Source organism: Lentibacillus salinarum (genome assembly GCF_042679865.1).
Lineage (GTDB): Bacteria > Bacillota > Bacilli > Bacillales > Amphibacillaceae > Lentibacillus > Lentibacillus salinarum.
The window spans coordinates 1-21,812 of record NZ_JBHTNH010000003.1; the positions used below are offsets into that span (position 1 = coordinate 1).

Sequence of the window (21,812 nt, forward strand, 5' to 3'; positions counted from 1 at the left end):
CCGTAGGAGTCTGGGCCGTGTCTCAGTCCCAGTGTGGCCGATCACCCTCTCAGGTCGGCTACGCATCGTGGCCTTGGTAAGCTTTTACCTTACCAACTAACTAATGCGCCGCGGGCCCATCTGTAAGCGACAGCCAGAGGCCGTCTTTCAATACCGCTTCATGCGAAGAGATATATTACCCGGTATTAGCTCGCGTTTCCACGAGTTATCCCGATCTTACAGGTAGGTTGCCCACGTGTTACTCACCCGTCCGCCGCTCGTTCCACAGGCATCACCCCCGAAGGGGATCTGCCTGCTTCCCGCGCTCGACTTGCATGTATTAGGCACGCCGCCAGCGNTCATGGAGGTCAAAAAAGTCCGGTGAAAAGGACGCATCGCAGAGGGGAACTTCTGCTAAAACCGCCCACGTCCTGTGGGCAACGCAGAAGTCACCACTTCCTGTAGCAGCTCGTTGGCTTACTTTTCCGCTGCTCATGTATTAAAAGCATACACTCCGCTGCTCAAATCTGCGCCGCCTCGAACTGCTCGGTCCTTTCCATCCTCCTTTTTGACTCGTATTTAATAAGATTGACACCGATCAATCTTATGCCTATCTTAGCTTCAAAAATTGATACAGGGTTTCGAGGTTTTCATCCAATCAGATCAGTGATCTGATTTCCGACCGCTTACCTGACATCTGTTTCAGGCTGGTTGTTTTGTTCAGTTTTCAAAGAGCAAATTCAATGTCGCCTCTCGAAAAGCGACTTAACTAATATACCATCTTTCAAAGGAAAAGTCAATAACTTTTTATTGATTTTTTGAAAGTGTGTCGCGCTGTTAAATGCGACGATATATAAAGTAACATGATATCCTCATTTTATCAAGAGAAAATTTTAAAGGGTTTTGTCGGCTGAATTCGCTATGAATTTTTGCGACGGATCTAAATGTACCATGCACAAAAATGAAAGTCAACAAGAATTTTTAAAAGATCGCCACCCCTGCTTACACGGCCAATTGACTTGGAATTCTGACGCATAGTTTAGCCGGAGGAACCAGCAGATATTCTGAATCCATCCGGCAGTCTAACTCCCATTGTATTTCCGCCAATTAAACTACCATTCATGTTTACATACAACAACTGCAATCCAACGCAAAATGACTGTATTTCAATCTATGCCGGGTTTTGAATAACCCCAAACAGGTTGTCAGGACATATCAAACCAATAGTGACGGTGATACACCCCGTGAGCATTTGTTTCAACTTTGTCAGTCATGATGATATCTTTTTCAGTTAGATAGTTGAGCATCGCTGTTAGATCCAGTTCATATGGTTTAACACCAGGATGCTCCCTAATTCCTTCATATGACCACGGACCATCCTTTGTTCTCATGATATCCAGTAAATGTTTTGCTGATACCCTTGCCCTTTTACTGATGACGAAATCCGCAGCCAGTAGCATAAGCTGGACACGTTTTTCGATATCTTCATGGCTTTCAATTAGTTCATCATACAGTTTATACACTTCCGGATCGATCTTTTTAACTTGGTCCCATAATGTCACTTCGGGAAAATAACCTTTTTCGATGACAACCAGTCGCGCCAAATAATGGAGTGAATTGACCATTTGACTGAAAGCATCTTTGTATTGCCCCGTTTGATATAGGTCTCTCACTTCAGTATAACTTTTGAGCAGCTTGCCGAATTCCATCGCTTTGCGCAAATCTCTTTTATCATGGGGGAATGTCCTTAATTGTTCCTTTAACCGGGATACATACGCATCACGGTCAAAAATGATTTTGCCAGCCATAGCCCACTCGACCGCTTTTCGGTATCCGCTTGTATCGATCCATCGCCTTAACAAGTGATCAGTTATGGTATGCATTGCGCCTATTTTATCATTAAATTGATAATGTCTTTCCTGCCACTCCGTTTCTGCTGACCTCACAATAACAAGCAAAATAACGTCAAAATTATCGGTTATCGGGCTGTCCGGTTTCTTTTTTTCGATTAAAATAATACCCAATGTATCGGGGTTACTTGCGCTTTCCTCGTAAATCGGCTTTAACAAATTTTCCATTCCACAAATCCTCCATTACTTTCAGTCCTATACATAATTCGTTATCATGTCCTGAAATCCTTTTTCTGAATCTAAAAATCCGGTAAAATATGCTATACTGGCTTCGGAACATAATAAGGAGGACTATGCATGGCAGATAAGTTGGTCTATTCCAGTAAAATAAATAAAATTCGTTCGTTCGCGCTGATCCTGATTTTCGTCGGGTTTGCCGTTATGTACGGCGGATTGTTATCCAAAAACATCGAATGGCTGATGTTGACGCTATTTCTGCTCGGTCTTTTGTTCATTCTATTCAGCTGTGTCGTTTACTTCTGGATCGGAATGCTCTCAACGAAAGCCGTTCCAATCCTTTGCCCGAACTGTGAAAAGCCGACAAAAATGCTCGGAAAAGTGGACGCCTGCATGCACTGCAAACAGCCGCTAACCCTTGATAAGGATTTGGAAGGCTTGGAATTTGACGAGAAATACAATAAACGGAAATACCGGGCTGAAGCAAAATCTCGCATGAAAAATGAATAATAGCGCAAAAAATGCCGGCTGCATTAACGACAGCTGGCATTTTTAATAATGTCATATAACATTGCGGGGCAAAAACCAATTTCCAGAAACTGGTCTCCGAAAAGGAAATAATCACTTCAAGACGATGTTCAAGAAGTCGTTGACAAGCCTTTTTTTCGTCTCTTCAAACATGTACTTTAATGCTTTTGCGTTGCGACTTGCTGGCAGTCTTCACATTTACCATAAATTTCCATACGGTGATGACTGACATCAAAACCGGTCACTTGTTCAGCCAATGATTCAACTTCATCTAGTGTTGGATAATGGAAATCCACGATTTTGCCGCATTCTTCACAAATGATATGATAATGCTCACTTGAGTTATAATCAAAACGGCTTGACGAATCGCCATAGGTCAACTCCCGGACAAGGCCGATTTGACGCAAAACGCGCAAGTTATTATACACTGTTGCCACACTCATATTAGGGAATTTCCCCTCAAGTGCTTTATAGATGTCATCGGCTGTCGGGTGGACCATCGAGTTAATAATATACTCGAGAACCGCATGACGTTGTGGTGTTATACGTACGCCAGAGTCTCTGAGTGTGTCGATTGCTTCCTGCAGTTTCTGATCTTCAGACACCGTCATGCACCCCACTTTCAGTATTTATTCAAATCCAAGTCATATTCTTATATTATAATTCTTATAATTAAAGTGTACCCGCTCTTACTGTACGCTGTCAATATAAGTATATTGCCAACTTATTTATATTATTAACTCAGATTTTTAAAAGAGCGATGCCAGTTTTTGGTCATCGCTTTTGTTATCCTTAAATATCCGCTTTTAATAGACGTTCTTCCCCATTCAGTTGCTTATTGACGTAACGTGCGGCCACAAACAGAAAACTGAGTGCCAGCCCGATCATGGAATTGGCCTCATCACACGTGCCATACGCCTCCACCCGCAGGTCCGTTTTCGGCACCCGTTTTCCATAAATTAAAGATGTGTCACCTTTATCACCTTTTCGTGTATAAATGCGCATCCTTAATACCCCCTGGTCAGATCAATTTTGTTCACATAGTTCGAACCGCCATCCAGATATGTGTCCAGATTCTGTGCAAAAATGTCGAGTGCGCGCCGCTGATAATGCGGCGAGACCCCAGATAAATGTGGTGTTACAATGATATTGGCTTCTTCCCAAAACGGATGGTCTGCCGGCAGCGGTTCTTCGTCAAACACATCCAATACCGCATGAGCAATCGCACCTTCACGCACTGCTTTCAAGATTGATTCATCCCGGGCGACATCGCCGCGACCCATGTTTAAAAACACAGCATGATTTGGCATTTTCCGGAAATGATCATCTGTGAAAAATGCCTTCGTCTCCGGCGTACTTGGGAGGACAGAAACGACGGCATCCACTTCAGGCAGCACCTTCTCCAGCTCGTCCTGGGTAAAATTTTTGTCAAAATAGTCCAGCTGCTGCCCACTTCGGGAAATGCCATATACCGTCATCCGAAAAGCTTTTGCCAGTCTGGCCACTTCCTGACCAATTGCACCGGCCCCGGCGATAAGCATCGTTTTTCCTGTTATTTCCTGCAACCGTACTGACCGATCCCATTTCCCGGCTGCTTCATTTTCCATCAATTGTTTGCCCTGGCGATAAACTTGCAGCAACATCGAAATGGCATACTCAGCCATCGGGTATTTGTGGATGCCTCGCGAATTGGTCACCAAAATCCCCCGGTCACGAATCGCCTCAAACGGCATTTTGTCCATACCGGCGGAAAGTACCATAATCCATTCCAAACGGGTCGCCTCTTCAACCAAACCGGCCGTAAGATCTTCCCCATAAGTCACTAAAATAGTCGCTTTATCTATGTCGTGACTGGCTTCATCCATATTTTTTAAAAACGTAAACGTTGTGTCAGGAAAACGCTCCCGAAGTTTTAGTTGATGTTTTTCTGAGATTTTTGCTGAAAATAGGATATTCAAGCGAATCCCCCCTTTTTTATCCTATATCTATCGTAACCGTTTTTAGCTGAAAATGCCATTTCAAAAAAACACTGGGGGTTATCATATTATTTTTTAGTGGCCAGCTCCAAATACGCTTTTTTTCGTTTAATTAATTCAAACTGATTGCGCCATTTTACTTTTAAAATAAGCACCAATAACCTGCCGCGCAATGTTTTTGGAATAAAGCTTTGGTATTCAATAACTTCTTCACCACCGAATCCCTTTTTAAATTTATTAATATTTTGGTGATCTCTATCATCTACATTTAATGATAAACCAAGAAAATCATAGGTTTTATAGTTTTGTTCTTTAAAAAATAACATGTCATGCCAATGCAGATAACGATTTGCTCGACCTATCTCTATGTTTGGAATATCTGTATTGGCAAACCGTCCGGAGCACGAGTAAAGCATTGTAGCACGTTTACCATTGGCGATATATAAATGACCTGCAAGTTTTCGCCCATCTTTATGACAAACGTATGTCATGACTAACATACCACTCAGCTTTAGCCCTCTTACCCGGTCTTCCCGAAATAATTCAATCCCTTTATCCCTGGAGAAAGCGTTATAAAATGTCTTGAATTCATTAATATCTTCAAGAGAAGGCTCGCGTATGGTATTGATAGATAATTCATCTCTTGATCCCCTATTTATCTGATAACGAGTTGTTCGGTTGAGCGCTTTTCGTAATTGCTCTTCTGTTTTGTTTAGGTCAACACATAAGGTTAAAAATTTTTTATGGATGGCACACCATTTGTCTAACCCAATTAGTTTTGGTTGTTGATAATAATAGTACATATCCGCTTTTGAAAGTTCTTCATCTTCATCCTCCGATCCTGACTCGTATATCTCTCTAATCGTGAAAAAATATTTCTTCCACTGTACCGACACCATACAATCACCCTTTATTAAAATTTGTGGTTAGTCGCAGGCCGTTTATCCAAACTATTCGATTGCCAGTTCACCCATTGTTCTACTCCTGAATGCATAGGTTTTTTTTAGAAACCAAAAGTATTCAAGCAATTCCTCTAAAAATTTGATGTTTCTCTTCGTGTCTATACCAAAATTATGTGGATGCCACCATAAATGATAAATTTCACCCTTCTTAGCCGCGTGCTTCATGTCCATTTTAATTCGGTGCAAACGAAGGCCTTCCAGCAATTTTAATCTTCTTGAATATGGGGTCAGAAAACGGCTTGATTTAATATTCATTGGCATATCGTTGTTTACTTCCGGCAATGTATATGTCTGGTGACCAAACAAATTGACATATCTGTCCAGAAAGCGTAACCCCCTTTTTAAATAGCGTCTTCGTTCATTTGATCGCAGCCGGTAAACCCAGCTTTCTTCATTACCACGATAGGTCAGTAGCCCCAGTTTTCTGCACGCCTTCAAATAATCTTGATTGATCTGGTTCCGCGGAAAAACAATCGATTTCACGTCACTTCCATTTGCTTTACTTATCTCCATAGCTAATTGCAAGTCTGTTCTAAATTGTTCTTTTGTCTGTCCTTTTTCCAATGTATAGTAATGAGAGAATGTGTGGGTAGCCATTTCCTGTTTTGGTGTGGATTGAATTTTTTCAATCAAATATGGTGCAAAAAATAAACAGTTGTCATGATCGTTTATTGGATTGGCGGCGAGATAAACATATGGTGATAAGTATTTTTGAATATAGGTGGGTTTCTGTTCGGGTATAGACTTCGTAAGTTCGTTGACATTATTGAAATACATCATGCCGACAATTGCCCATGTAGCATGAATCTGATGGGCATGAAATTTTTCCAGAATGGTCAATACTGCTTCGTGTGCTCCCTTGACATTAGCTTCATATTCCTTTTTTTCAAAGACATCATGTACGCCCCAAAACAATTCGAAATCCAGTGAAATAACCAACGTGCCAGCTCTTTTTTTCCTCATGTCACACCCCCTCTTTTTCTAATTGCCGGTTGTATAAAACCTCATCTCATTGATATGGGCATACGTCTCTGCTAAACCTTCCTCCAGCCGATATTTCGGTTTCCATTGCAAAAGCTTCCTAGCTAAATCGTTCTGCAAACAACTATGGGCAATATCTCCGGGCTTTTTGTTTCTATAGTTTACGATCGTTGATATCCCTGCATTTTCTGCCAGTAATTCAATAAGCATATTAAGCGAAACTTTTTTACCGCTGCTTACGTTAATCGTATGTGACCCGGAAAGTGACGACGCCATCACACATGCCTCTGCAACATCTTTGACGTAAATAAAATCCCGTGTCTGTGTCCCATCCCCATAAATTGTAAATGGGAGATTTTCACTTATTTTGTTTAAACAAATGGAAATAACGCCTGCTTCCCCATCAGAAGCCTGTCTTGGGCCATAAACATTGGAAAACCGAAAAATGCTATAATTGAGACCGTACAATTCCCGATATAATCTGATATACGTTTCCGCAGCAGATTTGGAAATACCGTAAAAAGATGTCGGTTGAATTGGATGGGTTTCTTCAATGGGCAGGTAATCCGGCTTGCCATATACAGAGGCACTTGAGGCAAAAATAATCTTTTTTACCTTGTATTTAACCGCACACTGCAATATACGAAGCGTTCCAACGATATTAACGTTTGCATCTGCAATCGGGTCAGCAATTGACCGTGTTACCGAAATCTGGGCTGCGAGGTGATATATTATATCAGGTTTTTCATGTTCGATAATGTTGCGCAGTCCCGAATCAAGAATATTCATTTCATAGTATGTAACATTGCTATTTTCCCACCTATTATCCCCTGACATGTCGACCACTGCCACTTCAACATTTTCATCCAGAAGCCGGTCGACAACATGTGAACCAATAAATCCTGCACCACCTGTTACAAGTACTTTCATACGAAGATACCCCTCCGTTTCATTTTTTACTTTTTATAGTCGATAAACGAACCCATGGCATAGCCAGCAATAACCACATATGACGCCAATGAATGGTATCGATAAAAATACTGTTGAATATAATGCCAATTAACGATGCAGCAATGATGACAAAATACCCCTGGATGTCCGGGGGTGCCTTTATCACTAACTGGAGTGAACGGCTTAAACAAACAACTAGAAAGCCGATAAATGATAGCGCCCCGAAAATACCATTTTCTGCTATCAATCTGATATAAAGACTGTGCGCGGCTATATCCAACACGATTTCAGATTGACCTGGCCCAAACCCTAATGGAAATCGAAATATGTTATCAAGTGCATTCTCCTGATTTTGAAATCGTGTTTGGTCATAATCCTGCAAGCCGAACCGCCCAAAAAATAATTCTCCAACAGCGGTCGACGTAACAAAATATATCAATATTGGAGCAGCAGCAATTAGCAGCAGAAATAGTGTTTGAACACGTTTATGTGTACCGTTGTTTATAAGAAGAAAAAACACCCCAATCGCTAAAACCAATTGTCCCCACGCAGCCCGTGAATAACTAAGCAAAACACCTGTTGATAAAAGCACAAATAAACACAGCCACACGATCCTCATTTTACGGCGAGTCCTTCGCCTGCCCAACTGAAGCAATGTATACAATGCTGGTGGGACAAGAAAGGGGCCAAACACATTCGGGTCTTTAAAGAAGCCTTGCACGCGGCCCTGCATCAATAGAAAGTCCAAACCCGGGATAAGCTGAACGTATGCCGCAATCCCTGACATAACCGTGATGACCGCCGCAGCTAAATAGGCACTAAAAATATACCGGTACAGGTTAACGTGAAGTCGTGAACTAACCCCGGAAAACAAGAACCAGCTCACTGCCAAATAAACTGTTATCAAAAAATAACTAAACGCTTGTGCAAAATCCCTGGCGAAATATAACGATATCAGATTAGTTAAGGTGTATATGATCAGTAGCATTGCCGGGAAGAAATGATCCTTATTAAATTCAACAAGTCCGTAGAAAAATGCAATAAAACACAGAACAACCATCAATAAATCATATGGGGCAGGCTCCATTAGTACGATGGAACTAGTCGTCATCATGACAAAGATTAATCTTAAAAATCCTCTCTCCTCTTTCGCCAACGTTTTGGTCATAGATATCCCCTCAAGATTTGTAGACGTTTCTTTTTTGTTTTTGATAAAGTCCTAATGTGTACCACGAACAGATACCAATAACCAAAAAGCCGAGGGCGTGCGCAATACTCAGACAAAGAATGACAAGCCACGCTTCAGCCACCCATACATGAACAATGACCATTCCCAAAGCCAATAAGATAAATCTGAGAAGTTCGCAATACATTTGAATATGCTGCAGTTCAAGCAGATCAAAATTTGTACTGACAGGACCGACGATAAGCTGAATGAAAGGCAGAATGCTCATACACTGTACGAATACACCCGCTTGTTCCCATGACGAACCGAATATGACTGCGAAGGCAAATGGTGCGATGACTGCCGCTAATGAAAAAATGATGAAACTGATAAGGCTAAGTTTTTTCACTGTTTCCCAAAATAAATGGACAAATGAATGAAATGAGGTGTGAATAACTTTTGCTGATTTTGCCAAATATACCTGCTCAACCGAATAACCGAGTAAAGCATCCGGAAATGACAGAATCCGATGTGCAACTAAATACCAGCCGGCTTCCTTAACGCCTAAAGTCCCCGCTATATAAAGCGGTGGTAAATGGTGGGATAACCCCCCCAGTAAAGTGGACCAGCTCGTTATTAGCGGAAAACGTCGGTAACGGATAGCCATTCGCTTTATTTTCGTCAATGACAGGCTGGACAAATTGCGCTTAATATGCCTCCAGGATAAGGCAGCTAAGCCGAATCCCCCGGCAATCCGCCCAACCGCCTCTCCGAAGATCAAACTTGATGAGGTAGCAGACCATAAACCTAACCCGGACTGACTTCCAATTGTTGCCAGGTTCATTTGGACTTTTCCCCTGGCAATTATTGCGTATGTTTCTTCCCGGAGTGACCACAATTGAAATATTTGAAAAATACCTAAACCAAAAAGACTGAGCGGAAGATACCAAAGATAGTCTCCCAGTTCCGGGGTACCGATAAAGGCTGTAATGGCATGACTAAAATAACCTGTCATCATCGCGATAATACTGGTACAAACAGCCAACATGATAAGTGATAGTGCGAGCAAATTAATCGCATCTTCATCTTTTTCGGGCAGTGGAATAGCCACTTCATATTGCAGGGAATGCAAAAGCCCTAATGTATACAAAATAGATAAATATACGGAAAATAGGCCAAATGCCTCCGGACCATACAGCCTGGTAAGAAAGGGGGTCATCAGGACCACCGCGATTTGGGAAAAGGCACTACCGGACATTAAAATGGTTACACTATTGGCGAAGCTGCCATCGGTAATTTTTTGTTTAATGTTAAACAGTTTATTCATCATTAATACCTTTTTACATAGGCATAATAGTTTGCAAGGTGTTTTTTCTTATCTTTCTTTTTATTTAATACAGCCCCCGAAATCCTTGCATCAACATTCTTAAGTTGCTCAAGGGATTGCTGTGCGTGATTGACCTTGGTTACGCCAGCATTTACGATTAACACACAGCCATCAACCTTCGTTGCTAAGATGGACGGATCTGAAAAAAACATTGGTGTACTGTCAATAATAATCATATCAAACTGCGATCTCAGTTGTTCCAGAAGCTGATCCATACGTTCAGATGATAGCAGCTCCGCCGGGTTTGGCGGTATTGGGCCTGAACTTATGGCCGTCAAATTGGGAAAGGATGTGTCTGATAAAATATTATCTGCTTCTGCATAACCGGCTAAATAGTTTGTCAGCCCATACTGACTGTTGTCAGATCCCGGAAATCTATGGTCTTCTGCCTTACGTAAATCAGCATCAATAACAACTGTTTTCTTATTATCGATTGCCATGACGATTGCCAGATTTATCCCTGTTACGGTTTTGCCATCCCCTTTTTCCGAACTGGTTATCAGCAGTGATTGCATCGATCTGATGGAGCGTTGAAACTGGATATTCGTCCTGATTGTCCGGTAAGCTTCAAACGCCGGTGTTGTTGAAGGGGTCGTACGGGAAATTAAGTGTAAATAATTAGCCGTCCCTTTCTGCTTGTTATGTTCCTTCTGATGGGAAAATCCTTTTGAAAAAATTCCAACTGATCCTAAAAGTGGAACCTGCAAATATTTCTCCACATCCGTTCTGGAGCTTAACTTCGTATTAAAATAAGCGGATAAAAAGACATGTGTACAAGAATACATGATCCCAATAAGGAACGACACGATTGTATAAATGATCGGTTTAGGGCGAATTGGGTCGTTAAGGTCAGCTGGTTCTGCTTTTGTCAGGACATTTACATTGTTCATATTCATTAACGCAGTAACCTCTGCCTGAAATATACTGGCAAATGTATTAGCAATTTCAGCAGCCATTTCGGGGTCGTTATCTTCTATATAGAGTGAGATGATCTGGGAATCTGCATTTGTTTCAACACGGAGTTTCCGTTTTAAGTCGTTGCTCGTATAAGTTTGATTTAATTCCGCCGCAACTATATCGCGGATCCGTTTACTTTTGATAATTAATTGATACGTCTCAATCAACCGTAAATTCATTTCAATATCTGTTGATGATAATGGTTCATCTTCTGTTGTTGCAGTATGATTAACCAGTAAATCGGACCGCGACTCATAAACAGGTGTAACCAGATAATAGCTGATCAGCGCTCCAGCTAACGTAAAGGATAGCGAGACGACAATGATAAATATCATCCGCTTCTTAAATATCATTAAAAATTCTTTTATTTGGAATGATTGCTCCATATACGTAACCCTTTCTTATTTGGTATCATGAAGCCGTCAAACTGCTCCATTTGCTTTAATCACCTGTATAATTGTCCGAGCGATAATTTTCAGATCAAGAAAGAATGAACAATTCTCAATGTAATACAAGTCATAAGCAATCTTCCGGCCGTGATTCATGTTTGCCCTGCCATTTATTTGTGCGTATCCCGTTATTCCTGGCTTCATGAGCAACCTTTTTTCTTGATTCTCATTATAATATTGGGTGATTGCTGGTATCTCCGGTCTTGGTCCTACCAGACTCATCTCCCCTTTCAATACGTTGATCAATTGCGGCAGCTCGTCAAGACTGTATTTTCGCAGATGTCTGCCAATCCGGGTTACGCTTGTGCTCATATTGGATTTAAAGATAAAATGATTCGGTACACCCCTCACCCATCCAGCAGAAAATGTTCCCGATGACACGTCGTTTGCAGAAGCAGTCATCGTCCGAAACTTTACAATAATAAATGGATCGTTATGTTTTCCAATCCGGGTTTGCTTAAAAAAAACAGGCTTTCCATCTTTTATATAAAGCACCAGACAAATGATTAAAAATAAAGGGGCCAATAACACCAACAGAATGAAACTGACGGATATATCAAGGGTTCGTTTTAGTAAAAAATACATGGTACCCCGCTTATCTGTTAGTTCCTGTTGTGCTTCCATGGCTTACCCCTCCATTTTCATGCTGATTTTTATTGTCTGCTGTATTTTAGTTCATTCTATTCAGGCATTTTTTCCTATATAACAACTATTTGAAAATTATTTATGTCAACCCGATATAATACTTTCAGCCCACAATAAAAATCTCTTTCTGTTTATAACAGAAAGAGGTTTTTTAAAGTTATTTTCCATTTGATTGCATTAACATACGATAATAGCTGAATGTATCTTCAAGCATTCCTTCAAACGAAAAACCCGCTTCATATTTTTGTCTTGATCGTCGACCCATTTGTTCCCGCAAGTTCGGGTTTAAGATGAGCATTTTTAAGCGATCTGCCAGTATGTCTATATCGTCTTTGGGAACCAGATATCCATTTACATTATCTTCAACCATTTCACTCACTCCGCCAACATCCGTGGCTATAACCGGTATCCCACTTCTCATCCCCTCGATAATGCTAAGTGGTAACCCCTCCAACTTAGTTGTAAGAATGCATACTTGTGATTGGACTGCTAAATCGGCAACATCACCCCTATCTCCGAGAAACCGGATTCTGTCAGAAAACGTATAATGGCTGCTGTATGTTTCCACTTCCTTGCGCATGGGGCCATCACCAACGAAGTCGAGTTCCCATTCCAAAGCCTGAAGCCTTTCAAGTGCTTTTAACAGTAAAAGATGATCTTTTGGGAAGGCAAAACGAGCTACCATCATGAGTTTTGGGGGGTGTTTTTCCGGTTTACTCCTTTTGATATGTGGTACGTCTGGAATGCCGTTATGAATAACTTTCATTTTACTTCCTGGAATAACGTTATGTTTCAATGCCAGGTTATAATCATATTTAGAAACGGTTATGATCGCTCGTGAAAATTTGCCGACAATTTTCTCTATTGTTAAGTACAATTTCCTTTTCCTTTCAGGGACACCTTCCGTAAAAGCCCAGCCATGCGCAGTAAAAACAGTTGGAATACCAAGTGTTTTCCCGGCAATCCTTCCGATGATTCCGGCCTTTGATGAGTGTATGGCCAATAAGTTAGGTTTTATCGTTTTTAATAAACGCCGTATTTCAAAAACAGCCCTTAAATCATGGAAGGGATTAATACCGTGGACCAGATGATTTAATGGCACAAAGCTTATCCCATGGTCTGTTAATTCCTCGGTTATCGGACCCTTTCCCAGTGCGATTACAATAACCTCACATCCATCATTGGCAAGACCAATGGACAGATCTCTTACATGGATTTGCGCTCCCCCAAGAACATCCATTCTCGTTACGAATTGAACAATTTTCATGTCGACACCGCTCCCCTTAGGTATGTCTACCCAAACCATGACAAAAGACTCATGAAATGGCAGTCGATATACTATACTCATGGGATGAAAGATTTATTACTTGCATCGAAGAGGTGGTGTACTTTTTATGGCACGAGGAATAGGGGGGACAGGCTCACTGCCCCGCACCGGTTAAGCGGGCTAAGCTTTCCTCTCTTTGAACAAAAAACAGCCCACTTAAAGGTGGACTGTCGTTTTTTAGTTAACTAGCTTTCCGTAAATAGTCAAGGGCTTCCTCCACATGGCCATCCACTTTCACTTTGCGGAATTCTTTCTGCAGGTTGCCTTCTTTGTCAATGATGAACGTTGATCGTTCAATGCCACCATTCCAGACACCATAATCTTCAGCCACTTGGTGATCCTCATCTGCCAAAAGCATAAACGGCAGTTCATGTTTGTCAATGAATTTCTGGTGGCTTTCCACCGGATCTGGGCTGACACCGATGATGACAGCATCAAGATCACTGAATTTTTCCTTGTTATCCCGAAAATCACACGCTTCATTGGTACAGCCCGGTGTCATATCCTTCGGGTAAAAATAAAGGACGACATGTTGGCCTTTGAAATCTGACAGGCTGACTTGTTCACCGTCCTGATTCATCAGTGTAAAATCGGGTGCTTGCTTACCTGCTTCTGCACGCATTGGAATCCCTCCGTCATTTATCATGGTCATGTTCAAAGAAAGGCTGAGCCGATCTCTTGGAACAGCCTGTTATGTCCACTATAGCATATCCTTTTTTCTCTCTCTATTATCCTGATTATTTTGCACAAGTTTCAGTACGAATGCTGCCGGCAGAACATAGCCAATCAGCGCCTGCACAAGGGCAATCAGCCGCCCAATTCCAATCGGTGTGATATCGCCGTAACCGATCGTCAAGAGCGTGACACCACTGAAATAGATCGAACGCATGAGCGAGCCAACGATACTCTCGTCCCGAAGCTCGCTGTTTTCCACCAATAACACATGACTCATGGACAACACAAAGTAAACAAGGCCAAACCCAATAATTACAACTAAATAAATTATTAAGAGTGTATAAAAAATCTCAGCTGAAAAGCGACTTTCCTGCATTTGCATACGTTCAGGGATTTTCCCGCCGCGAACAAAACCGATAAGACTGGTCGTGAGAATACCAGCAATGCATATAATGATTAGCCATGCCATGATACCCATAAAATCCCCCGCTCTCCCCCTATCCTATGCTTATCCACCCGGTGTATTGTCATTTATTTTCCGCGATTTGCTTAATCAGTTATAATGGTAGAGTAACTTGACTTTTTTATGCATGATAACATGACTTAATGAGGGCAGGAGGTATTATGTTGGATTTTTCCACATCAAAAGCATTACATAAAGAAGCGCTTGACCTGATTGTCGGCGGTGTCAACTCGCCATCCCGTGCCTATAAAGGTGTCGGTGGCGGCTCACCTGTTTATATGGACCAGGGCGAGGGGGCCTATTTCTGGGATGTTGATGGTAACAAGTACATTGATTACCTGGGAGCGTTTGGACCAATCATTACCGGTCATGGGCATCCGCATATTGCTGAGGCTATAACAAATGTTGCCAACAACGGCGTCTTGTACGGTACACCTACAAGGCTGGAAAATAAATTTGCCAAAATGCTACAAGCAGCCATTCCATCACTGGAAAAAGTACGCTTCGTCAACTCCGGGACGGAAGCGGTTATGACGACGGTTCGTGTGGCACGTGCCTATACCGGCCGAAATAAAATCATCAAGTTTTCCGGCAGTTATCACGGGCATTTTGATTCAGTGCTTGTAGAAGCAGGTTCCGGACCGGCTACTTTGGGAACACCTGATTCAGCCGGAATCCCGCAGTCTGTTGCTGAAGATGTCATTACCGTACCGTTTAACGACCTCGACACTTTCCGGCGAGCCATGGATCAATGGGGAGATCAAGTAGCCGCCGTCCTGGTGGAGCCAATCGTCGGCAACTTCGGCATTGTGAAACCACACGAAGGATTCTTGCAGGGTATTAATGATACAGCACACGATGCTGGTTCCCTTGTCATCTATGATGAAGTGATCACCGCATTCCGGTTCACTTACGGCAGTGCACAGCAAATTTATGGCGTCGAACCCGATATGACAGCCATGGGCAAAATTATCGGCGGGGGATTGCCGATTGGCGCTTACGGCGGGCGCCAGGATATTATGGAACAGGTGGCACCGCTCGGACCTGCCTATCAGGCGGGGACCATGTCCGGAAACCCTGCATCCATATCAGCCGGCATAGCCTGTCTTGAAGTACTACAGCAAGACAGTGTTTATGAAAAATTGGACCGGCTCGGCGAGCGTCTGGAAACCGGCATCACGCAAAAAGCAAGCGAAGTGGGAATTCCAATTTCTGTCAATCGCATGTGTGGTGCCATGACCATTTACTTCGGCGGTGAAACAGTGACGAACTACGAACAAGCTGAAGCGAGCGATGGTGACGCTTTTGCTGAATTTTTCCGACTGATGCTTGAACAGGGTATCAATTTAGCGCCTTCCAAGTTTGAAGCATGGTTTTTAACGACCGAACATACGGAAGCTGATATTGACGCAACAATCGAAGCAGCAGGTAAAGCTTTTGCGGCAATGCGTTAATAATCATGCGACAGAAGGTGCTTCCTTCTTATAATAACAATCGAAAAAAACGCCAAAAAAGGGGCATGAATTTTTTATTTTTTCATGCCCCTTTTTTTGTTTTCTGAACGATTATAGTAGGTAGAAGGTGGATACAGTCTTTATGGCGAACTGCACATAAAAGCTCCCCCGCACTACTTGCGGAGGAACTGTAATAAGATCACGAATCCGTATGATCATCCAAATTCTGGACTTGATACAAATCATAATAATGACCTTTTCGTGCCATCAGTTCGCTATGTGAGCCGACTTCCTTAATCTCACCATCTTCAATGTGCACAATCCGATTAGCATGGGTAATGGTCGCCAGGCGGTGTGCCACGATAAATGTCGTCCGGTCGGAAGCAAGCCGCTCCATGGCCTCCTGTATGATGTGCTCGCTTTCCAAGTCGAGCGCTGACGTGGCTTCGTCAAAAATCAGGATAGGTGGGTTTTTCAAAAATACCCTGGCAATGGCAATCCGCTGTTTCTGTCCGCCGGATAATTTCACACCGCGTTCACCAACCATTGTATCGTAACCATCCTGCAATTCCGTAATGAAGTCATGGGCGTTTGCCGCTTTGGCAGCGGCCACCACCTCTTCATCGGATGCATCGGGCTTCCCCATGCGAATGTTCATAGCGATGGATTCACTAAACAATATATTGTCCTGCAAGACCATCCCAATGTTGTCGCGTAACGAACGAGCTTTCACATCACGGATATCAACACCGTCCACTTTAATCGAACCGCCTGTCACGTCATAAAAACGTGGGATAAGGCTGATGAGCGTTGACTTACCGCCGCCGCTCATTCCGACGAACGCGATCGTTTCACCGCTTTTGACATTGAGTGAGACATTGTGCAAGACGTCCGCTTCTTCATCTTCATACTTAAACGACACATGATCAACATTAATATTGCCATCAATACGGCCGAGCTTTTTGGCATACGGTTTATCGACAATGTCATACGATTCATTCATAAGCTCAAAGACACGGTCAATCGACGCAATCGATTGGGTCAGAACCGTCGAGGAACTGATCAACCGTCGCAACGGACCATAAACCCGCTCCATATAACCAGAAAAGGCCACCATCGTCCCGACCGTTACATTGCCCTGAATCACCTGATAACCGGCAAATGCAATAACCAATAGCGGAGCAAGATCAGTAATGGTGTTCATCACCGCAAACGTTTTGGCGTTCCAGTCGGTATGGTTAAGCGCTTTTTGCAGGAAGTTGGCATTCCGTGAATCAAATTGGTCCTGTTCATAGTCTTCCAGCGCAAAACTTCTTGTTACCGGAATGCCCTGGACACGCTCATGCAAATGCCCCTGCACTTCCGCCAATGATTGCGAACGCTCACGTGTCAGTCTCCTGAGTCTGCCATAAAAAACTTTGACGCAAAAACCGAATATCGGGAATAAAATGATGGCGACAATTGTCAGTCCGACATCCATTGTCAGCATGATGCCGATTGCAATCAGGATCGTGATCATATCCAACCAAATATTCATCAATCCGGTTACAACAAAATTTTTCGTTTGTTCGACATCATGTATTACCCGGGAAATAATTTCCCCGGTTTTTGTCTGAGAATAGAAACGCAAGCTCAATTTTTGAATGTGGTCAAACAGTTTATCCCTGATATCATACAGGATTGTGTTGCCCACCCACTGCGCCAAGTATTGTCGAAAGTATTCAATCGGCGGACGCAATATAAGGAAAATAACAAAAGCGCCGCCCATCAGCCAGAATAATTGCTCGAGTTTTGCCGCATCGGCCAGATCATCCGCATTAATAATATTATCAATAACATATTTCAAAATTAATGGGACCAGGAGCGGGATGCCGAATTTGGCGATTCCGATTATAACCGTTAACAAGATTTTCCATTTATATGGTTTTACAAATTGTAAATAGTTTTTAATACTGCTCATAACCTTCAATTCCTTCATCTATAATGACTTGAAAAGAAAAACCTTGCTACAAACGTAACAAGGGTTATTCTAAGACACTCTCTCGAGTATAAACCGATTCGATGACGGGAATCAATTATTTGGATTAATACGTTAAATACCGTTCATACCACTGGTCAATGAACGTTGCTGAAAATGGACCTTTCCGTTGCCGGACCCATCCCAGCAAGTAATCGACATGACGATGCAAAATCCGATCCAGTGAGTCAGGGTAGTCCATCTGTTCTTTATGTTCTTCATACTCATCTTCATCCAATAGATCGTACGTCATATCGGGGTATACTTTGACATCGAGATCGTAATCGATGTATTTTAACGCTCCCCCATCAAAAACAAATGGTGAACTGATATTGCAATAGTAATAAATCCCATCTTCCCGCAACATCCCGATGATATTAAACCAATAATCGGCATGAAAATAACAAATGGCAGGCTCCCGTGTAATCCATGTCCGGCCATCGCTTTCCCTCACAAGGGTTTTATCATTTGCCCCAATGATGATCATGTTCGTCCCCTTGAGCACGCGTGTATTGTCCCATACCCGGTGCAGGTGTCCATTATGTTTGTAGCTGTGTATTTGCATTGTTGATCCTGCCCTTGGAGCAGCCATCCAATCTCTCCTTAGAAGAAAAAAAGGTCCTTTTCTTCATTATAAGCCGAACGGCAGAATATCAAAAGTAAAGGCCTTTTTGTAAATTTTGTTGTGCTTGAACTTTCGGAGTTGATAAAAACTGCGACCTACTATGAAAACATATTTGAGTGCTATAATACCGCTACGGAAATACACTCCGCTTTCCGCGGGGGAGTGGTGAGCCTCCTCGGGCTGATGCCCTGTGGGGTCTCACCGATCTCCTACTTCCCGCAGGAGTCTCCGTGTATTTCCTTCGCTATTGCGGCGTTGACTGAAGCGGAGGGCAGTTGACACCTGTGGGAAAGCGGACAGCTGAGATCTGAGCAGGAAGCGGTTTTTGCTTCCGAGGAAGCTGAAGCGTTGCCCACGGAAAGCGACTGCCCGGAGCGGAAATCAACTTACCGCAGTTACGTCGCAGTTTATGGGTTTTGTGTCAAAAACAGTACCCTTCTAGAAAACAGCCAAAGTAAAAAATCTTTGTGATACGTTAACGTCGATTTTATTTCTAGACGCGTGTGCTTGTTGTGTTGTAAGTTATGTGGTGACCCCATAACTCAGGCAACTCGAAGCTTAGCTTGGTGGATGTGCTGGCTCGTGGTTTTCCACAAGCCCGCGCCAAGTCCTCTTTATGGTCGGCCCAACACGATCGTTTTACGAAGCGAAAACGAAAAGAGCTCCCCAGAGAAGGGAGCTCTTTCATAATTCATCGGAGTGACTGCGTTATTTTTTCTTTTGCTGTGATTTTTGGTTCTGCTTTCTGACTTCTTGTGCGTTTGTTTCAGATGCAAATTCAGTACCATACTGACCTTGCCCTTGTTGCGCCTGCTGGTTTTGCTTTTTTACTTCCTGTACGTTGGTACCAGCAGATGTTTTGTTTGGCTGTTGTTTTTTAGCCATCACTATCACCTCCGCAGTCATTACTTTTTCCATTTTGCCGGCTGTTATCCACAATAACCAGAGTTAAAATTATCTGGTGAAGGGTAAATATGGAAAATGCGTGCAGCAACATTAACGTGACGTGATATATGGCATCATTTTCTGATGCGAAACCGGAAATGGGTACTCGTCCAACATATCACGGCTCACAAACCGCAACCGTTTATCTGCTGCCTGATCACGTGATGTTGTAGCCGTTACAATTTCCAGTTGCCAAATAATATGGGAAAAGACATGTTTCAGATCCCCTTGTTTCGCTGACAATGTGATATCGATGCCATATTCCAGTTGGAACCAATTATCCATATGATCTTTCCCGATTTCATCCACCGGAACCATCGGGAATTGCCACATATTGGCCAAAAGCCCATCATCGGGGCGTTTTTCGATCAGATATTCATCGTTATCATTACAGATGAGCAGGACCGTATAGTGAACTTTTTTCTGCTTTTTGGCTTTTGATTTAACGGGCAAATCCTGTTCCATGCCTTCTTGAAACGCTCGGCAATATTCCTGAACCGGACAGAACAGGCACATGGGTTCTTTTGGTGTGCATACCAACGCTCCGAGCTCCATAATTCCCTGATTGAATGATGATGGGTCTTTATCGGATATAATGCCATCAGCATAATGTTCAAATTGTTTTTTGACTTTTGGCTGGGCAATATCGTCTTCAATTTTTAAGACACGGGAAAGGACACGCATGACATTACCATCGACCGCTGGCTGTGGCTTGTTGAAGGCAATGGATAAAATCGCGCCCTTCGTATAGGGTCCAATTCCTTTTAGTGAGCCGAGCGCTTTTGGATCATCCGGTACTTCACCATCATATGACGCAACCACTTCCCGTACAGCGTTTTGCAAATGGCGTGCGCGTGAATAATACCCTAGGCCTTCCCACGTTTTTAAAACATCCTGCTGGTCTGCATAAGCTAAATCATGCAAAGTGGGATATTTTGCAATAAACCGTTGAAAATAAGGGATAACCGTAGCAACCTGCGTCTGCTGCAGCATAATTTCGGACACCCAGACTTTGTAGGGGTCCTGATCATGGCGCCATGGCAGGTCACGTTTATTAGCTTGATACCAATCGATCAAATTGGTCTGGAAGCCTTGAACGTCAAAACTCTGTAATATTTGTTCCGTCATTCTGTTACATCCTTTTGTTATAATGATACTAAGCTTACAACTTATTTAACTAAACTTCCCAATCCTTTATTAGGAGGAACCTGACTTATGGACACAGGTACCCACATTGTGATGGGGGTTGCAATCGGCGGGCTGGCAACATTGGATCCCGCTGTGCACAATGATCCTGCATTATTCGGTGCAATATTGGCTGGAACGGTCGTAGGATCACATGCTCCTGATTTCGATACCTTTTTAAAATTACGAAATAACGCTGTTTATATCCGTCATCACCGTGGCATCACCCATTCCATTCCTGCGGTTATCATGTGGGGAATCCTGCTGGCCGGCATTATTCATGCCATTGTACCAAGTATCAACTTCGTCCATTTATGGGCATGGACAGCACTTGCGGTGGTGCTCCATGTGCTCGTGGATATCCCTAATGCGTATGGAACACAAGCGTACCGGCCTTTTACCAATAAATGGGTGGCACACGGGGTGATTAATACGTTCGATCCGTATATTTTTCTGCTCCACATCGGCGGGATTGTTGCCTGGCTGCTCGGGGCAAATCCCGGGTACACATTCCTGATTATTTATGCCGTCATCGCGCTTTATTACGTGAAACGGTATTTGGATAAACGAGAAATCATCCGTAAAATCAGGGAATTTTATCCGGAGACAGAACAGATTGTAACCTCCCCGACGATTAAGCAAAATCGTTGGCGTGTTGCCATTACGACAACCGATTACTTTTATGTCGGCGTGGTAAAGGATGGCCACATAGACATCATCGATCAATTTAAGAAGGTTCCGCTGCCGAATAACGACCTGTTCCAACTGGCGAAACGGGATAAAAACATCGCTGCGTTCTTGTCATTTTCCCCGGTTTATCGCTGGGAACAGCGTGAATACGATGATTTTACCGAAATCCGGATGATCGACTTGCGCTACCGATCCAATGAACGCTATCCATTCGTTGCTGTTGTCCAGATTGATGACAACATGCACATTTTGACATCCTATACTGGCTGGATCTTTTCCGAGCGCAAACTGCAAAATAAACTGGAAGTCGGTGACTCACCGGTATAAGAAAAAACGCTGACGCGTCTTTTCAGATGCCAGAGGT

20 protein-coding genes, 1 rRNA gene and 1 pseudogene are annotated in these 21,812 nt (G+C 42.9%); 3 read left to right on the plus strand and 19 right to left on the minus strand.

Features of this window, described 5'->3' with window-relative positions:
* Both ACFQ4A_RS03255 and ACFQ4A_RS03260 read right to left on the minus strand, forming a co-directional pair.
* Nucleotides 1–367 (minus strand): 16S ribosomal RNA (locus ACFQ4A_RS03255); the annotation flags it as partial.
* An 817-nt stretch (nucleotides 368–1,184) separates the two neighbouring features.
* Nucleotides 1,185–2,057, minus strand: a complete 873-nt coding sequence (locus ACFQ4A_RS03260; protein ID WP_382397537.1) for a nucleotidyltransferase-like protein — start codon at nucleotides 2,055–2,057, stop codon at nucleotides 1,185–1,187.
* A gap of 129 nt (nucleotides 2,058–2,186) precedes the next feature.
* Between ACFQ4A_RS03260 and ACFQ4A_RS03265 the strand changes: the two genes are divergently transcribed.
* A complete protein-coding gene (locus tag ACFQ4A_RS03265; protein ID WP_382397539.1) occupies nucleotides 2,187–2,576 on the plus strand; it encodes a DUF2614 family zinc ribbon-containing protein in 390 nt (129 codons plus the stop codon).
* A 176-nt stretch (nucleotides 2,577–2,752) separates the two neighbouring features.
* On the opposite strand, the gene perR is transcribed toward ACFQ4A_RS03265, so the two are convergent.
* The 13 genes and pseudogenes from perR to ACFQ4A_RS03330 form a co-directional block, all read right to left on the minus strand.
* Complete coding sequence (gene perR, locus ACFQ4A_RS03270; RefSeq protein WP_382397541.1) at nucleotides 2,753–3,205, minus strand: peroxide-responsive transcriptional repressor PerR; 453 nt, start codon at nucleotides 3,203–3,205, stop codon at nucleotides 2,753–2,755.
* A 250-nt stretch (nucleotides 3,206–3,455) separates the two neighbouring features.
* Nucleotides 3,456–3,599 (minus strand): annotated as a pseudogene (locus ACFQ4A_RS03275) (ATP:cob(I)alamin adenosyltransferase); the annotation flags it as partial.
* A 2-nt stretch (nucleotides 3,600–3,601) separates the two neighbouring features.
* Complete coding sequence (locus ACFQ4A_RS03280) at nucleotides 3,602–4,552, minus strand: D-2-hydroxyacid dehydrogenase (protein WP_382397543.1); 951 nt, start codon at nucleotides 4,550–4,552, stop codon at nucleotides 3,602–3,604.
* 86 nt (nucleotides 4,553–4,638) lie between these two features.
* Nucleotides 4,639–5,466: a peptidoglycan bridge formation glycyltransferase FemA/FemB family protein gene (locus tag ACFQ4A_RS03285; protein ID WP_382397545.1), complete on the minus strand. Its 828-nt coding sequence runs from the start codon at nucleotides 5,464–5,466 to the stop codon at nucleotides 4,639–4,641.
* A gap of 54 nt (nucleotides 5,467–5,520) precedes the next feature.
* Nucleotides 5,521–6,495 carry a polysaccharide deacetylase family protein gene (locus ACFQ4A_RS03290; RefSeq protein WP_382397547.1) on the minus strand — a complete coding sequence of 325 codons (975 nt, stop codon included), beginning with the start codon at nucleotides 6,493–6,495 and terminating at the stop codon, nucleotides 5,521–5,523.
* A gap of 18 nt (nucleotides 6,496–6,513) precedes the next feature.
* Nucleotides 6,514–7,443 carry an NAD-dependent epimerase/dehydratase family protein gene (locus ACFQ4A_RS03295; protein ID WP_382397549.1) on the minus strand — a complete coding sequence of 310 codons (930 nt, stop codon included), beginning with the start codon at nucleotides 7,441–7,443 and terminating at the stop codon, nucleotides 6,514–6,516.
* 19 nt (nucleotides 7,444–7,462) lie between these two features.
* Nucleotides 7,463–8,632: an O-antigen ligase family protein gene (locus tag ACFQ4A_RS03300; protein WP_382397551.1), complete on the minus strand. Its 1,170-nt coding sequence runs from the start codon at nucleotides 8,630–8,632 to the stop codon at nucleotides 7,463–7,465.
* A gap of 10 nt (nucleotides 8,633–8,642) precedes the next feature.
* Nucleotides 8,643–9,956: a lipopolysaccharide biosynthesis protein gene (locus tag ACFQ4A_RS03305; protein WP_382397553.1), complete on the minus strand. Its 1,314-nt coding sequence runs from the start codon at nucleotides 9,954–9,956 to the stop codon at nucleotides 8,643–8,645.
* A 2-nt stretch (nucleotides 9,957–9,958) separates the two neighbouring features.
* A complete protein-coding gene (locus ACFQ4A_RS03310; RefSeq protein ID WP_382397555.1) occupies nucleotides 9,959–11,359 on the minus strand; it encodes a polysaccharide biosynthesis tyrosine autokinase in 1,401 nt (466 codons plus the stop codon).
* 36 nt (nucleotides 11,360–11,395) lie between these two features.
* Entirely contained in the window at nucleotides 11,396–12,046 is a 651-nt protein-coding gene (locus tag ACFQ4A_RS03315) for a sugar transferase (protein ID WP_382397557.1), read from the minus strand.
* A gap of 178 nt (nucleotides 12,047–12,224) precedes the next feature.
* Complete coding sequence (locus tag ACFQ4A_RS03320; protein WP_382397559.1) at nucleotides 12,225–13,334, minus strand: glycosyltransferase family 4 protein; 1,110 nt, start codon at nucleotides 13,332–13,334, stop codon at nucleotides 12,225–12,227.
* Nucleotides 13,335–13,575: 241 nt separating this feature from the next.
* Nucleotides 13,576–14,016 carry a thioredoxin-dependent thiol peroxidase gene (gene bcp, locus ACFQ4A_RS03325; RefSeq protein ID WP_382397561.1) on the minus strand — a complete coding sequence of 147 codons (441 nt, stop codon included), beginning with the start codon at nucleotides 14,014–14,016 and terminating at the stop codon, nucleotides 13,576–13,578.
* Nucleotides 14,017–14,094: 78 nt separating this feature from the next.
* Complete coding sequence (locus ACFQ4A_RS03330) at nucleotides 14,095–14,547, minus strand: potassium channel family protein (protein ID WP_382397563.1); 453 nt, start codon at nucleotides 14,545–14,547, stop codon at nucleotides 14,095–14,097.
* Nucleotides 14,548–14,696: 149 nt separating this feature from the next.
* Between ACFQ4A_RS03330 and ACFQ4A_RS03335 the strand changes: the two genes are divergently transcribed.
* Nucleotides 14,697–15,986, plus strand: a complete 1,290-nt coding sequence (locus ACFQ4A_RS03335; RefSeq protein WP_382397565.1) for a glutamate-1-semialdehyde 2,1-aminomutase — start codon at nucleotides 14,697–14,699, stop codon at nucleotides 15,984–15,986.
* A 199-nt stretch (nucleotides 15,987–16,185) separates the two neighbouring features.
* Here ACFQ4A_RS03335 and ACFQ4A_RS03340 read toward each other — a convergent pair whose 3' ends face one another.
* From ACFQ4A_RS03340 to mutY, 4 genes are all read right to left on the minus strand, one after another.
* Complete coding sequence (locus ACFQ4A_RS03340) at nucleotides 16,186–17,946, minus strand: ABC transporter ATP-binding protein (protein WP_382397567.1); 1,761 nt, start codon at nucleotides 17,944–17,946, stop codon at nucleotides 16,186–16,188.
* A gap of 124 nt (nucleotides 17,947–18,070) precedes the next feature.
* Entirely contained in the window at nucleotides 18,071–18,595 is a 525-nt protein-coding gene (ntdP, locus tag ACFQ4A_RS03345; protein WP_382397569.1) for a nucleoside tri-diphosphate phosphatase, read from the minus strand.
* A 741-nt stretch (nucleotides 18,596–19,336) separates the two neighbouring features.
* Nucleotides 19,337–19,513: a gamma-type small acid-soluble spore protein gene (locus tag ACFQ4A_RS03350; protein WP_382397571.1), complete on the minus strand. Its 177-nt coding sequence runs from the start codon at nucleotides 19,511–19,513 to the stop codon at nucleotides 19,337–19,339.
* A 111-nt stretch (nucleotides 19,514–19,624) separates the two neighbouring features.
* Nucleotides 19,625–20,701, minus strand: a complete 1,077-nt coding sequence (gene mutY / locus ACFQ4A_RS03355; RefSeq protein ID WP_382397573.1) for an A/G-specific adenine glycosylase — start codon at nucleotides 20,699–20,701, stop codon at nucleotides 19,625–19,627.
* Between the two features lie 87 nt (nucleotides 20,702–20,788).
* On the opposite strand from mutY, the gene ACFQ4A_RS03360 reads away from it, so the two are divergent.
* Entirely contained in the window at nucleotides 20,789–21,775 is a 987-nt protein-coding gene (locus tag ACFQ4A_RS03360; protein ID WP_382397575.1) for a metal-dependent hydrolase, read from the plus strand.
* Nucleotides 21,776–21,812: the final 37 nt, after the last annotated feature.

Excerpts from the sequence above, each read along its gene's own strand:
- ACFQ4A_RS03260 (WP_382397537.1), bottom strand. The coding sequence starts at position 2,057 with ATGGAAAATTTGTTAAAGCCGATTTACGAGGAAAGCGCAAGTAACCCC.
- ACFQ4A_RS03265 (WP_382397539.1), top strand. The coding sequence starts at position 2,187 with ATGGCAGATAAGTTGGTCTATTCCAGTAAAATAAATAAAATTCGTTCG.
- perR (WP_382397541.1), bottom strand. The coding sequence starts at position 3,205 with ATGACGGTGTCTGAAGATCAGAAACTGCAGGAAGCAATCGACACACTC.
- ACFQ4A_RS03290 (WP_382397547.1), bottom strand. The coding sequence starts at position 6,495 with ATGAGGAAAAAAAGAGCTGGCACGTTGGTTATTTCACTGGATTTCGAA.
- ACFQ4A_RS03295 (WP_382397549.1), bottom strand. The coding sequence starts at position 7,443 with ATGAAAGTACTTGTAACAGGTGGTGCAGGATTTATTGGTTCACATGTT.
- ACFQ4A_RS03300 (WP_382397551.1), bottom strand. The coding sequence starts at position 8,632 with ATGACCAAAACGTTGGCGAAAGAGGAGAGAGGATTTTTAAGATTAATC.
- ACFQ4A_RS03305 (WP_382397553.1), bottom strand. The coding sequence starts at position 9,956 with ATGAATAAACTGTTTAACATTAAACAAAAAATTACCGATGGCAGCTTC.
- ACFQ4A_RS03310 (WP_382397555.1), bottom strand. The coding sequence starts at position 11,359 with ATGGAGCAATCATTCCAAATAAAAGAATTTTTAATGATATTTAAGAAG.
- ACFQ4A_RS03315 (WP_382397557.1), bottom strand. The coding sequence starts at position 12,046 with ATGGAAGCACAACAGGAACTAACAGATAAGCGGGGTACCATGTATTTT.
- ACFQ4A_RS03320 (WP_382397559.1), bottom strand. The coding sequence starts at position 13,334 with ATGAAAATTGTTCAATTCGTAACGAGAATGGATGTTCTTGGGGGAGCG.
- bcp (WP_382397561.1), bottom strand. The coding sequence starts at position 14,016 with ATGCGTGCAGAAGCAGGTAAGCAAGCACCCGATTTTACACTGATGAAT.
- ACFQ4A_RS03330 (WP_382397563.1), bottom strand. The coding sequence starts at position 14,547 with ATGGGTATCATGGCATGGCTAATCATTATATGCATTGCTGGTATTCTC.
- ACFQ4A_RS03340 (WP_382397567.1), bottom strand. The coding sequence starts at position 17,946 with ATGAGCAGTATTAAAAACTATTTACAATTTGTAAAACCATATAAATGG.
- ntdP (WP_382397569.1), bottom strand. The coding sequence starts at position 18,595 with ATGGCTGCTCCAAGGGCAGGATCAACAATGCAAATACACAGCTACAAA.
- ACFQ4A_RS03350 (WP_382397571.1), bottom strand. The coding sequence starts at position 19,513 with ATGGCTAAAAAACAACAGCCAAACAAAACATCTGCTGGTACCAACGTA.
- mutY (WP_382397573.1), bottom strand. The coding sequence starts at position 20,701 with ATGACGGAACAAATATTACAGAGTTTTGACGTTCAAGGCTTCCAGACC.
- ACFQ4A_RS03360 (WP_382397575.1), top strand. The coding sequence starts at position 20,789 with ATGGACACAGGTACCCACATTGTGATGGGGGTTGCAATCGGCGGGCTG.